Origin of the sequence: Bacillus cereus group sp. MYBKT111-2 (genome assembly GCF_051915205.1) — a bacterium.
Taxonomy (GTDB): domain Bacteria; phylum Bacillota; class Bacilli; order Bacillales; family Bacillaceae_G; genus Bacillus_A; species Bacillus_A paranthracis.
Map to the genome: position 1 here is coordinate 1 of NZ_JBQAEG010000003.1, position 12,230 is coordinate 12,230.

Below are 12,230 nucleotides of genomic sequence, written 5' to 3' on the forward strand. Positions count from 1 at the left end.
AATTTCAGTTAATGATTTTCCATTTAACGTATATTCACCCGCATTTGGTATATCAATTAACCCGATAACATTTAATAGAGTACTTTTCCCTGAACCTGACCGACCCATTACCGCTATCATTTCGCCCTTATTTATTGTTAAATTTATACCGTTTAACGCGAACGTATTGTGATTCTTATTACTATACACCTTCTTAATATCTTTTAGTTCAATTAATCCCATTATTCCATCCCACCTATTAATGTTTTCGGTTCAAGCTTTCTAATAAATAAGAAGACAATTAGATTCGAGACAATGATAATCAGTAATAAGAATAGAAATACTAAAAATAATATAGGCATATCCAATTTAAAGTCTAATACCGTTACTGTTTTTATATCCTTTGACATTTGCAATAGAGCCCCATATCTCCATGAAAAGTAAACTAATGACATCCCTAAGCCAACTATTGCTACAATAATATTTTCTAAAACAATTTGAATAAACATTCCAAATTTACTTTCGCCAAAAGCTATTTTTATACCAAATTCCCGCTTTCTCATCAAGATAGAAATAATAGTCGTTACTACAATTCCGACGATTGAGAATAAAATAAATAAGATTCCGACTATAAGTTGAGGTATTTCAGAATAGCTATCAAGAGTAACCCCTTCATTTATTTCTTCACCTAAACTTTTTAAATAAAACGTACCATCGTTTCCTTTAAGTTGAATTGATTCTTCTAATTTCTTTATATCTGCACCTTTTTCTAAATATAAAACCGTACTTTGATGTAGTCTTAAAAACATCGCTTCATATTTTTCATATCTATTAGATGACATAGGCATTATCATTGCGTAATCCAACTTCAAATATGTGTTGGTCGTATTATTATTTACGATAAATTTATTTTCTGGCAAAAATCCTATAATTGTATATTGATTATTAATTGTATCCCCAACTTGAAAATATTTCTTAAAGTAAGAACCCATTAACACCTTTGTTTTCTCTTCACTATTTTTTTGAAAATCTTCATGTAAGAAGCCTTCTTCAAATTTCAAAGGTAAATGTAACAATTTGTAGTAATTTTCATCTACAAAAATTGTTTTAATAGTAGGTCTGTCATCGTGATACGTTTTATGTTTCAAATCATTGATCATACTGGTTTGAAGTGGTCTATTACTTGACTCTATTTCAATAACTCTCTCCTCGTATGTACCATACGAAATCACATCTTTATTTTGTTGAATCGTTTTATAAACTTCTTGAATTTGTTCTTTATTAAATTTTTTGCTTTGTAACCTATCTGCCGTCGTTTTAAAATTAATTAAATATGTTTTATCCACATTTAATACTGAGCTGGATTTATCGTTTAGATGATGTAAGTTATAAAATACATTAATTGAACTCGTTATAGTTGCTAATCCAAATGTAATCTGAATTAGAAGAAGTACCGAAAATAGAAATCTCTTTTTTAATGCTAGGAACGCACTTTTTATTCTCATCTTTTTTACTCCTTTAATGCTTTAGCAGGTTCACTTTTCAGCACATATACAATTGGTATTACAGAGAGGATAAAAGCTATAGTAAGTGAAAGAAATACACACATTACAATATGAGTAGACTGTAAACTAATGCTATAACTTGTAAACTCTAAAATATTTTCACTCAAAGTTTTAAAAATCCATTGTATGCATATCGCACAGGCTGATGCGGTGATTGCACATAAAAATAATTGACTAAATATAAAAATAAAAAGATTTATATTACTTGCTCCCAAAGCCTTCCTTAACGACAAACCTTTTTTTTTCGTATAAATCCAATAATAACTTACTATTATACTGGTAATGAAAGCTATACATAAAAGCCTATATGGAAAACTGAGTAACTCTTCTACGGCTTCACTTGAGTTTTTTTCCTTCTCATAGTTCTCTTTTTCACTAATCACTTTGGCATTTATATCTTTATTGTTCTGCTTTACATGCTGTATGAAAGTTTCTATCTCTTCTTTAGGGTTTTCGTTAGAACGAACGATCATTTGGAATGTCTTTTCATTTTGTATCATTTGTTTCACTTCATCTGGCATGTCATGTAAAGAGACATAAATTTTCATATCATATTCATATTCGGTATTTACTCCTGCTACGCCTTTAACTGTATATTCCTTATTAAATAGTTTTATTGTTTCCGTATTTTTATAAATTTTCTTCCCCACTATTACACTATTTTCTTCATCTTGTTCCATCTGAGAACCTTTTAGCAATGGTGGAGACCAATTTTTATTAAGGAGACCATTCATTGTTATTCGCCCGATATCTGGAATAGTAATACGAATATCATTTGTAATAACGCTAGCATTTTTAAAATCAGATTTTACTAACGTCTGAAGTTGTTTGAAATTGAATTCCCCCATATTAGTAAGTTGAACGGAATAGTAATAATTAAAATAACCATTTTTACTATCATAAAATCTCTCATCATAATAATCTTTCGTCGACATTGCGATAAGTATCGGCCATATTGTCAATACAAACGCAATAAATAACATACTGAATATCGCTTTGTTCACCACTATTTCTTTTAATACTAGATTCATATATCCTCCTCATTTTAAAAACCGTGAAAAAAATATATATCCTTTTTCACGGTTTTGTTGATTTTTATTTAATTACCATTTCCTTATAGGCGTACGCACTATCATCCTCCACGACTAACCATTCATGCTCCGAATAACCACCCTTCACTTTCCCTTTGGATGAAACTTCAACATTTATACGATCTGATATTCGTGCATCATCCACTTCTGCTTTATTAAAAGAGCCATCACTAAATTTAGCTTTTACAATCATTTTGTACATAAAAGGTTCATTTGATTTTGCAGTGTAGGCAGTTGCCCTAGCTTTTGATCCGGATCCTGACCAGCTTGCACTATTATCCCAACTAATCGAAGCAAATGAAACGGAAGAAACCATACCTAATAAAGAAGCAGTTAGTCCTGTAACAGCTAAAGTTTTTTGAAGTAAGCTTTTCATATAAACTTAATCTCCCTTTTTAAAATATTCACTTAAATATTTAAGTATTTTTAGGCCTTGTCCTCATTATACATAAAAAAAATAACCTCATACCTATAAAACCTAATATTTACATTTTTTAATATTTCTCTTACATTCCCCTGAACTTTTCGTCATAAAACAAAAAGATGGTATGAAACTCCAATTCACACCATCTTTTTACTAAAATTATTTATTTGACCGTATACAAGGAAGAATACATTTCACAATTAATTCCCATCTATCCCGTGCATTTGGTATAACTTCAGAAGCAATTACTACAACCAAATCCTGCTTCGGAATACAACAAATCACATTCCCACCATCACCCATTGCACAGTATGAAAAGATTCCATCCTCTTCTCGTAACCACCATAAGTAACCATATTGATTTTGGTTCATTGTTGTCGATTCTTTTATCCATGATTTTGATAAAATTTGTTTTCCATTATGAATACCTTCATTCAAATACATCTGTCCAAACTTAGCCATATCTTTAACTGTTAACGTTAGTCCCCAGCCGCCTGTCGAAATACCATTTGGATCATGAACCCATCCTTTTACATCTTTTCCGAATAAGTCATCAAATCCAAACGCTTTCATATTGTAGTTTGGAATTTCTCTCATGTCGAGTGGCTGAAATAGCTGTTCATTCGCAAATTCACGCGCACTTTTTCCTGTTGCACTCGTGATAATTGCTGATAGTACATGCGCTCCTGCAGATGAATATTTAAAAGTTCCAATCTCTCCGCCGTTCCCCATTCTATGAAGTGTATACTGTACCCAGTCTGGTTGTGTACATAATTCTTCTAACGGTTCCTGCCAGTCTACAAAAGGATATGGAGCTGTCATTGTAAGTAAGTGTCGCACTGTTATTTCAGATTCCTTACGTTTATATTCAGGAAAAAACTCTATTACTTTTTGATCAACGCTTTTTATATAGCCTTTATCTATACATATCCCAATTAGGGCCGAGATTATCGTTTTTGTGACTGACGCTACATGAAATGCATCATCTGGATCATGCCCGTTATAATAGTTTTCAAAAATAACATTACCTTTCTGCACTACTAACATACCATTCATGTTTTTATATTCTTCTTGTATAATCTGATCTAACTTTTCAGCAGTTTTCATTATTCCTTCCCCTTTAACCTATAATTAAAAAGGTTCGATAGGTACATATATATCAACTATATGTTTATTTTCTGGGTGCTGCCTTGGGTCATTTTTATACATTTCAAAAGGATACGCATCTCTCGGTTTATATCCGCTATTTGGTAGCCATTCACCGTATATAAAATCCCATGCTCCTTTATATTCATCTTGGAATATTTCAAAATGCCCTACTGCATACTTGCCTGAAGGTATTACCATTATTCCAATGTCGCTCGTTTCTACTGCGGATTCATCCGGAATTGTTATACATAAACTAGTCCTTAACTGATAGTCCTCTGTAAATTCATGATGATCGTGGTAAATGGTTAATACTTTCGTATCCTCAAATACATGATAGTTTTGCTTAGCTGCGTAATGAAATAATTTCTCTATCATTTTTGGAAAAGCTATAGTTAACTCTTCATATGTACCTGTATGTCTTATGTATGCGCCGTTTATATCATCCACTGTTACAATTTCAACATTCCCTCGAACCTTCTTACATTCATTGTATTGAGAAGTTCTTCTTAAGTCTTTGCAATTCTTGCTATTATAGTTTCGATATTGAGACGGACTTACTCCGTAATAATTTTTAAATGTACGGGAGAAAACTGCCGAATCTGTGAAACCAAAATGGTAAGCGATGTCAGTAATCGTCATATCCGAACGGTATGTAAGAAGGTTTGTTGCCCTTTCCAGTTTCAATCGGTTTACATACCGAGATAATGGTTCATCTACTATCCCTTTAAAAATTCTATGAAAATGATACTTTGAAAATCCTGCTACATCGGCTAGTTCTTCAATAGATAGTGAACTATCTATGTTTGATTCTATATAATCTTGAACCTTATGTATGCGTCTTACATACTCATATCTACTTTGTTTATTCTCCATACTTCTATCCCCTCACAACAAAAAGGCTAACTATTCGCTAGCCTACTTTTACACATGTTTCAAAAATAAAACTCTACTCCCACCGTTCCCATCATAATTTGTATGTACCGATACACCCTCTATCTCATCGTCCCCAGCCTCAATTCGAAAACCGATTTCTTGATGAAACTGTATCGATTTTTTATTAACTGGTGACGTAATTGCTTTTACAACTTTACGATTATTTGCACGTGCGACATCAAAGAAATACGAATACAATGTCGATGCAATTCCTCTTCTTCTATACTTCGGATTTACCCCGATAAAATGAACGTACGCTTCCTCTTTATGCGTTTGTGAAAAGAATCCGCATAAGAAACCTAACGTTTCGCCATCTTCTTCAATGATAAAACTCGTTTCTTGAAAGTGAACGAAAAACAATTTTGGCAACATAGCAGCCATGTCTCTCCCGCCCCACCAATCATTTAAAACAGAATGAATCTTTACATAATCTTCCCCTTGGATGTTTCTTACTCGCATACGTTTCTCCCTCTCACTCACTTCATTTTTTCATACATTTTAATGACTGTTTCTACTAAAAGGATAAATACCCATATCCCGCAAAATACAAGAACTGACTGAAATATAGAACCTAACATAACAATACTTATTAAACCTAATTCCGATCCCGAAATAGATATTTCATCAAACCCAAGATTATGTATAAATGGACCAGTTGAAAAAGCCATTAAAATTGATCCTATTAAATAAATCACACTCATTATTTTTAATATTTTTATAGAAAGATATGAAGTTTGTTTTTCTTCCACTTGTGATAATTCGATTTCCCCACTCGCAATTCCTTTTTGCAAACAGTCTTCACATAAAAATTCTTCCTTAATTTTTTTACCACCGTGCAATGTACCTGTTATTTCTTTACAGCGCGAACACTTTCGATTTATCATTTTGTTATCACTCCAATCTCGTAAGATTATACTTATACAATTCCATTTTTACCTTATTATCCATTTTATGTATTTTATAGAGAGGTGACGTGTTTTATGATATCTAAACTTACTTTTGGCTATAAAAAGCCTACTGAGCAATATGTATTACGGCCTAGTTGTTATGCAATTATTTTTAACTCAACTTCTTCAAACATTGCTATTATCCAAAAAGGAGAACGCTACTTTTTACCCGGCGGTGGTATGGAAGGTACCGAAACAAAAGATGAATGCTTACATCGTGAACTACTAGAGGAATTAGGATGGGCAATTGAAATTAATCAATATATCGGTAATGCAATGCGATATTTTTATGCGGAAAAAGAAGATACTTATTATTTAAACGATGGGTTCTTTTATATTGCGAACATGGTGCAGAAACGAACTGGAAACTGTGAGGAGGATCATGTTTTAAGGTGGATGTCTCCATTACATGCTATAGAATATTTACTTCACGATCATCAAAAATGGGCGATTGAACAAGCACTTTTATTACGAAATGAAAAATGATCTCCTTCTATATGAAAGAGATCATTTTTACTGTTAGCTTACCTTTTTCAAATTGAGAGCTGGCTTTTGGATTCCGCCTTTTTTTACAACATATAGACCCACAAAGATAATAAGTCCGCCAACCAGTTGCATCATATTGATTTGCTCTCCTATTGTTACTGCCGCAAAAATAACTGCGAACAACGGTACAAGATACATATAAACCATTACTTTCGTTGAGCCTATTTGACTAATACCGACATACCACATTGCAAGTCCGAAGATGGTCGCAAAGACAATTGAATATGCTAGTGATCCCCAGCTTGGCGTATCTACTGGCCACGTTAATGTATTTACGTTGAATAAACAATATATAACGAGAGGTACAATTCCAATTAAAGTAGACCAAGATGTGACTCTCATTGCGGAGTATTTTGTAATAAGAGGTTGTGCTAATATTGGATACCATCCCCAAGCAATTGCTGCGACTAATCCAATTACATTTCCAAGCCACGCATACTCGTAAGTAGCTCCTCCTGTATGTCCTGTTAATAAAACGAATGCTGCACCAATAAACGCTACTATTGAACCAATTTGTACTTTCATCGAAAAACGTTCTTGTTTGTGTAATACTGCTAATATCCCTGTAAATATAGGTGACATCGCAATTAATAATGAGGCGTTCGTTGCTGAAGTATATTTCACAGATAGCATAAACATCGTTTGATACATTGTCGTTCCAACGATGCCGACTGCTACTAATCGTAGCCAATCTTTTCTTTCAATACGTAATGAGCGTTCCATCATAAAAGTAATAAGTAATAATACCGGTGATGCTACTAAAAATCGTAAACTATTAAATTGAATGGATGACATAAATGCCACACCATACTTTCCTATTGTATAATTTGCTCCCCATACTAATGCAACTGATACTAGGAGCCATTCCATTTGCCATCGTTTCATCCGAATCTCCCCTTCCCTATTTAGCATAGTAAAATTGGCTGGATAAAACACCGTCCAATTGGCTGTTTTTTTACCCAGCCAATTTGCTATACTGGATGTATATAAGAGATACGGAGGCGTTTTTTATGGAATGGAAGCTAGATAGTGACAGTAAAATCCCTATTTATCAGCAAGTTGTTGACTTTATTGAAAAACGTATTACATACGGAGAACTTCCTCCAGGTAGCTTCCTACCTTCCGAACGGAAATTAGCTACGCAGTTAAATGTAAACCGAAGTACAGTAACGACTGCTTATAATGAACTACGTGCTATGGGAATTGTAGAAAGTACGACTGGTAAAGGAACACGCGTGAGTACACATATGTGGGGCGTTTCTCCGACATTAACGCCAAACTGGAGAAATTTCGTAGAAGGCGGTACGTTCCTACCAAACTTACCGTTACTTCGCCATATTCGGGCAGAAGTACAACAAAATGAAAATATCATTGATTTTGCAAATGGAGAGCTCGGTTGTAATCTTTATCCTCACGATCAGCTACAAATGATTTTACGTGAACAACCGTTAACGCATTCATTAAGTTACGATCATCCGCAAGGGTACCTCCCGCTAAGACAAGCGGTAGTGAAATATATGAAGGAATATTTAAAAGTTGAAGCGACTGAGCAATCCATTATGATTACATCTGGCGCACAGCAAGCACTTCACCTTATCGTACAATGTTTATTAAATCCAGGTGATGCTGTTGCTTTCGAAAGTCCTTCACACTGTTATTCCTTACCTTTATTCCAATCAGCGGGTATTCGTATTTTCCCATTACCTGTTGATGAACACGGTATTAATCCAGATGATGTGCAAGAGCTATATCGAAAGCATCGTATTAAAATGATCTTTTTAAATCCAAACTTCCAAAATCCTACGGGCACAATGCTGCATCCAAATCGTAGAAAAAAACTACTATCCCTTTGTGCAGACTTACGAATTGCGATTGTTGAAGATGATCCTTCTAGTTTACTTACGCTAGAAAAAAAACAACCTTGCCCTACTTTGAAATCGATTGATGAAAATGGAACAGTCATTTATGTACATTCCTTATCAAAAATGATTGCACCAGGTTTACGAGTCGGCTGGCTCGTCGCTCCGCAGTCTGTAGTAGAAAGGTTATCCGATGCAAGACACCAAATGGAATTAGGTATGAGCATTTTCCCGCAGTGGCTTATGCAGCAGTTTTTCGAAACTGTGCCATTTCAGTCGCATATCGTACCGTTACGAAAACAGCTAGCAGAAAAAAGAGACGTTATCGTTCGAGCCCTAAACGAGAAACTTCATGATAAAATCTCTTTTTCAAACCCGACTGGTGGTATTTATATATGGGGAAAATTAAAAGAACCGATAAACGAAAAACAACTCATTATGCAAAGCTTAAAACAAGAAATTGCTTTTATGCCTGGTAGTATTTTCGGCGCGAAAGATGGTTATATACGTTTATCTTATGGAAAAGTGGATATTGATCAAATTGAGGAAGGTATTTCTCGTTTGCGGGAGGCTATTTTGGTTTGTGGAAAATAAGTAGTATCCTTGCATATCATCAATATAATTTAATTCATTTTTAACTAAGTACATAAACTAAAAAACACTTTAGTTTATTACTTGTATTGGTTCATTTTTTTATTTCAATAAAATATGTATCATAAGATTCTTTCAAAGTATAGCCTAGCTTTTTTGCTAGTTCAACAGATTCAGAATTTGCTCCATCCCAACTAGGATATTTTCCTCTATCTAAACAATCTAATATAATTGCAGATGCTACAATCATAGCTAAACCTTTTCTTCTATGTTCAGGATGACTCGCAATTTCAATCTCGATACCATCATCAAATATACTGAATGATGTTGCAGCAGAAACAACTTGTCCTTTATTTAAAATGGCGTACCCTACGCCCCTATCAATAAAATCATCGATTGAATCAAACTGACTAGTAAAATCTTCTGAGAGTGCATGAAATGAAGATGACTTTGCTATATCTTTATCAATTTTTTTCATTTCGTAATTTTGAGGTAATGTAGACAATATATCCCGTATGTATTCTTTATCTAAATCGCCGGGGTTTTTATTAAATCTAAACCTTTGAAACTTCTCAATTGATCCTTTGTGAACAGTCTCTATCCGTTTTTTCCATTCATCCGAATCAACAATGGCAAGAGTAAAATCAGGTAGATTACATAATAATTCTTCCGCCTCTTCTGCGTTTGGATTCCCGGCATAAAACACAAAAATTCCTACAGTTATTTGAGCAACAGTTGGATTTTCGAGATTGTCTACCCACGCATTTCCCATATGCCCTTGGAGATAGGAAAGTACAATCGTGCTATCGAAATCATCAAACATCTCAACTAACTTTTGCCTTACATTGTTATCTGCTTTATAAATCATTCAATTCCCCATTTCTGAAAATTATTATTATTACACCAATTGTATATTAACATATATTTTTAATTATATACAATTTTTGTAAGTTAAAATACAAAATCCTCGTTTGACAAAACCTAAATCTACCATTATCATCAACACGAACCTAGTTATAGGAGTGATACCAATGAAAATCTATGTTGATGCAGATGCTTGTCCTGTAAAAGATGTAATTATTTTTGAAGCTACGAAGGCAGAAATTCCTGTTACCCTCGTTACAAGCTTTTCTCATTATTCTAATGCAGAGCAGCCAAAAGGCGTGGAAACAATTTATGTTGATTCTGGAGCAGATGCTGCGGATTACCGAATTATGCAGTTAGCCCAAAAAGAAGATTTAATCATAACACAAGATTACGGTCTTGCTTCGCTTGCTTTAGCAAAAGGCTGTATCGTACTACACCATAAAGGTTATAAGTATACGAATGATAACATTGAACAATTGTTACAAACACGATATTTAAGTGCAATGGTTCGAAAAAGCGGTAAGCGTACAAAGGGACCAAAACCATTTACAGCAGAAGATAAAGAAAAATTTAGAGTGCTCTTTAAAAGTATGATTGCACTGTAGAAATGAACCGTCTATTTGTAAAGAAAGAAAAGAAGAGAAGAGAATATCCAAATGAACATTCTCTTCTTAAGACTTACCCGTTTAAAATGAAGGTAAATTATCTAAGTTATTTTCTTTTATTCCATCAGGTTCGCTACGTATAATATCTCTGCCATACTTATGAAATACGTCCACATGAGCTAACTTCCCTGATTTTGCTTCACTAAGAGCAGTCATATAATCTAACTCTCTCCCGCTACTTGTTTTAAACGCTATTAAATCCCCATCATCATTTTTACGAACGGCAACAATTTGTTCTGCTCCTGTATTAACTTCATGGCCTACTTCAAATTGAGCTTGTTCTTCTCCTTGATGTAAATAATCATTATACACTTTTTCAAAATCTTTTTTGTCCATTAAACTCACCTCCAACACATTTTATTAGTATGGTTGGGAGGTGCTGGTTTTATGTAATTTCCTTTTAGCAAAATGGATTTTTAATACCTACGCAAATCCTTCAAAGTTTCCAAAATATCATCTGTAAAGGCTGTGCTACCCTCTGTCTCTAAAACTCTAAAATATAAACTTCTTAAGAAAGCTCTAATATTTTGTACTAAAATATCATACTGAGGATGCGGGATGTCTTCAACAATTGCTATACTATGTAACCAGTTGCTCCACTCTTCTTCTGTTAAAAGATTTTGATTACGTAACGACATAATTGGCGTTACTAATCTCTCATCCTCAAAGTGTATGTAAACATAGTCATTTAGGCGAACTTTCTGACGAACAGCTGCAAGAATCGCATATGAAAACTCACGATTTTGTATTGTACGTGCTAACGCATCGAGCGCATCCGCTGCATGTGCAGTAGAGTGTGCCCATCCTTTTCCTTCTACATAACCTCTTACATCTTCTTCTAAATATACATATTCCAGCACTTGTTCTGCTACACTGTATAGTTGTTCTTCTGATAACAACGGTTCTCTTTCATGAACAGATAAAATAAGTGGTGGAATTAATACAGAGAATGCACGTTTAAAAACAGAGTCTGTTCCCTTTTCACCAATTTTATAAAATAAATAATCAGGACTAATTGCTTGTAGCATTAATCCCCGTAATTCTTTTTGTCTAAATACATCATTTGTAATCCATGTGTGAAGCGTACTATAAATTAAATCATCACGTAATTCAGCATCAGGTGATCCGATATAATCTAGCATCCACTGCGCATATGGATATGCATCTACGTCTTCTGGTACAGCATAATTATTATTTTTAATTTGTAGTAGTTCTTCTTTTAATTCTAGTACTTCATTCATTCTATTTTTCTCCCCTTTTTGCGTTTCTTATTGCCTTATCCCCCGTTTTTCACTTTCTAAAGCTAATATAATTATACGAGAATTATAACTATTAATAAAAGGCTATACATATACTTTTGATTGTGTATTTCTTCCGCTAATTCATTTGCAAATGTTGTTTTTCCTGATGCTGTAATACCGCTTACTCCAACTCTTGTTGGGTGAGTTAAGTTTAATTTTAAAATATGATCTACAATTTCTTTAATTTGTTGTTTTCGGTTCATGATATTTCCCCCTTCGTTTAGTTTACATAACAAAATTATAATTAACTTTCTATGTCACTATTTGTCGGTAAGTCGATATCCTATGTCGAATCGTCGATAAATCGAAAAAA

At 33.8% G+C, this 12,230-nt stretch carries 16 protein-coding genes; 3 read left to right on the forward strand and 13 right to left on the reverse strand.

Annotated elements, in window-relative coordinates:
• The 8 genes from ACTFNE_RS08770 to ACTFNE_RS08805 all read right to left on the reverse strand — a co-directional run.
• On the reverse strand, positions 1-222 hold a 222-nt coding region (locus ACTFNE_RS08770), incomplete at its 3' end, for an ATP-binding cassette domain-containing protein (RefSeq protein ID WP_439997976.1).
• Complete coding sequence (locus ACTFNE_RS08775; RefSeq protein WP_270705865.1) at positions 222-1,484, reverse strand: ABC transporter permease; 1,263 nt, start codon at positions 1,482-1,484, stop codon at positions 222-224. The genes ACTFNE_RS08770 and ACTFNE_RS08775, both read right to left, overlap by 1 nt.
• Before the next feature lie 5 nt (positions 1,485-1,489).
• On the reverse strand, positions 1,490-2,575 hold the full coding sequence (locus tag ACTFNE_RS08780) for an ABC transporter permease (protein ID WP_270705866.1): 1,086 nt from the start codon (positions 2,573-2,575) through the stop codon (positions 1,490-1,492).
• Positions 2,576-2,639: 64 nt separating this feature from the next.
• Positions 2,640-3,011 carry a hypothetical protein gene (locus ACTFNE_RS08785; protein ID WP_270705868.1) on the reverse strand — a complete coding sequence of 124 codons (372 nt, stop codon included), beginning with the start codon at positions 3,009-3,011 and terminating at the stop codon, positions 2,640-2,642.
• Positions 3,012-3,218: 207 nt separating this feature from the next.
• Entirely contained in the window at positions 3,219-4,166 is a 948-nt protein-coding gene (locus ACTFNE_RS08790; RefSeq protein ID WP_270705869.1) for a serine hydrolase domain-containing protein, read from the reverse strand.
• A gap of 24 nt (positions 4,167-4,190) precedes the next feature.
• Entirely contained in the window at positions 4,191-5,081 is an 891-nt protein-coding gene (locus ACTFNE_RS08795; protein WP_270705870.1) for an AraC family transcriptional regulator, read from the reverse strand.
• 48 nt (positions 5,082-5,129) lie between these two features.
• Positions 5,130-5,600, reverse strand: coding sequence for a GNAT family N-acetyltransferase (locus tag ACTFNE_RS08800; RefSeq protein WP_001266047.1), 471 nt, complete (start codon positions 5,598-5,600; stop codon positions 5,130-5,132).
• A 17-nt stretch (positions 5,601-5,617) separates the two neighbouring features.
• Positions 5,618-6,025: a DUF3980 domain-containing protein gene (locus ACTFNE_RS08805; protein ID WP_270705871.1), complete on the reverse strand. Its 408-nt coding sequence runs from the start codon at positions 6,023-6,025 to the stop codon at positions 5,618-5,620.
• A gap of 96 nt (positions 6,026-6,121) precedes the next feature.
• Here ACTFNE_RS08805 and ACTFNE_RS08810 point away from each other — a divergent pair, with 96 nt between their 5' ends.
• A complete protein-coding gene (locus ACTFNE_RS08810; protein ID WP_270705873.1) occupies positions 6,122-6,574 on the forward strand; it encodes an NUDIX hydrolase in 453 nt (150 codons plus the stop codon).
• Positions 6,575-6,607: 33 nt separating this feature from the next.
• On the opposite strand, the gene ACTFNE_RS08815 is transcribed toward ACTFNE_RS08810, so the two are convergent.
• Positions 6,608-7,519, reverse strand: coding sequence for a DMT family transporter (locus tag ACTFNE_RS08815; RefSeq protein WP_270705875.1), 912 nt, complete (start codon positions 7,517-7,519; stop codon positions 6,608-6,610).
• 125 nt (positions 7,520-7,644) lie between these two features.
• Between ACTFNE_RS08815 and pdxR the strand changes: the two genes are divergently transcribed.
• Positions 7,645-9,087, forward strand: a complete 1,443-nt coding sequence (gene pdxR, locus ACTFNE_RS08820) for a MocR-like pyridoxine biosynthesis transcription factor PdxR (RefSeq protein ID WP_076856480.1) — start codon at positions 7,645-7,647, stop codon at positions 9,085-9,087.
• A 91-nt stretch (positions 9,088-9,178) separates the two neighbouring features.
• Here the strand turns inward: pdxR and ACTFNE_RS08825 are convergent, their stop codons facing one another.
• Positions 9,179-9,952: a GNAT family N-acetyltransferase gene (locus tag ACTFNE_RS08825; protein WP_270705877.1), complete on the reverse strand. Its 774-nt coding sequence runs from the start codon at positions 9,950-9,952 to the stop codon at positions 9,179-9,181.
• A 163-nt stretch (positions 9,953-10,115) separates the two neighbouring features.
• Between ACTFNE_RS08825 and ACTFNE_RS08830 the strand changes: the two genes are divergently transcribed.
• Positions 10,116-10,556 (forward strand): YaiI/YqxD family protein, encoded by a 441-nt coding sequence (locus tag ACTFNE_RS08830; protein WP_000708752.1) that lies wholly within the window; start codon positions 10,116-10,118, stop codon positions 10,554-10,556.
• Positions 10,557-10,637: 81 nt separating this feature from the next.
• On the opposite strand, the gene ACTFNE_RS08835 is transcribed toward ACTFNE_RS08830, so the two are convergent.
• The 3 genes from ACTFNE_RS08835 to ACTFNE_RS08845 all read right to left on the reverse strand — a co-directional run bounded on the left by ACTFNE_RS08835 (position 10,638) and on the right by ACTFNE_RS08845 (position 12,120).
• Complete coding sequence (locus ACTFNE_RS08835) at positions 10,638-10,952, reverse strand: DUF3892 domain-containing protein (protein WP_000358178.1); 315 nt, start codon at positions 10,950-10,952, stop codon at positions 10,638-10,640.
• A gap of 80 nt (positions 10,953-11,032) precedes the next feature.
• Positions 11,033-11,857, reverse strand: a complete 825-nt coding sequence (locus ACTFNE_RS08840; protein WP_001006678.1) for a DUF2785 domain-containing protein — start codon at positions 11,855-11,857, stop codon at positions 11,033-11,035.
• A 71-nt stretch (positions 11,858-11,928) separates the two neighbouring features.
• Positions 11,929-12,120 (reverse strand): uridine kinase, encoded by a 192-nt coding sequence (locus ACTFNE_RS08845; RefSeq protein ID WP_001080539.1) that lies wholly within the window; start codon positions 12,118-12,120, stop codon positions 11,929-11,931.
• Positions 12,121-12,230 lie beyond the last annotated feature (110 nt).

Bases quoted from the DNA above. Each gene is read 5' to 3' on its own strand.
- ACTFNE_RS08775 (WP_270705865.1), bottom strand. From the start codon at position 1,484: ATGAGAATAAAAAGTGCGTTCCTAGCATTAAAAAAGAGATTTCTATTT.
- ACTFNE_RS08780 (WP_270705866.1), bottom strand. From the start codon at position 2,575: ATGAATCTAGTATTAAAAGAAATAGTGGTGAACAAAGCGATATTCAGT.
- ACTFNE_RS08785 (WP_270705868.1), bottom strand. From the start codon at position 3,011: ATGAAAAGCTTACTTCAAAAAACTTTAGCTGTTACAGGACTAACTGCT.
- ACTFNE_RS08790 (WP_270705869.1), bottom strand. From the start codon at position 4,166: ATGAAAACTGCTGAAAAGTTAGATCAGATTATACAAGAAGAATATAAA.
- ACTFNE_RS08795 (WP_270705870.1), bottom strand. From the start codon at position 5,081: ATGGAGAATAAACAAAGTAGATATGAGTATGTAAGACGCATACATAAG.
- ACTFNE_RS08800 (WP_001266047.1), bottom strand. From the start codon at position 5,600: ATGCGAGTAAGAAACATCCAAGGGGAAGATTATGTAAAGATTCATTCT.
- ACTFNE_RS08805 (WP_270705871.1), bottom strand. From the start codon at position 6,025: ATGATAAATCGAAAGTGTTCGCGCTGTAAAGAAATAACAGGTACATTG.
- ACTFNE_RS08810 (WP_270705873.1), top strand. From the start codon at position 6,122: ATGATATCTAAACTTACTTTTGGCTATAAAAAGCCTACTGAGCAATAT.
- ACTFNE_RS08815 (WP_270705875.1), bottom strand. From the start codon at position 7,519: ATGAAACGATGGCAAATGGAATGGCTCCTAGTATCAGTTGCATTAGTA.
- pdxR (WP_076856480.1), top strand. From the start codon at position 7,645: ATGGAATGGAAGCTAGATAGTGACAGTAAAATCCCTATTTATCAGCAA.
- ACTFNE_RS08825 (WP_270705877.1), bottom strand. From the start codon at position 9,952: ATGATTTATAAAGCAGATAACAATGTAAGGCAAAAGTTAGTTGAGATG.
- ACTFNE_RS08830 (WP_000708752.1), top strand. From the start codon at position 10,116: ATGAAAATCTATGTTGATGCAGATGCTTGTCCTGTAAAAGATGTAATT.
- ACTFNE_RS08835 (WP_000358178.1), bottom strand. From the start codon at position 10,952: ATGGACAAAAAAGATTTTGAAAAAGTGTATAATGATTATTTACATCAA.
- ACTFNE_RS08840 (WP_001006678.1), bottom strand. From the start codon at position 11,857: ATGAATGAAGTACTAGAATTAAAAGAAGAACTACTACAAATTAAAAAT.
- ACTFNE_RS08845 (WP_001080539.1), bottom strand. From the start codon at position 12,120: ATGAACCGAAAACAACAAATTAAAGAAATTGTAGATCATATTTTAAAA.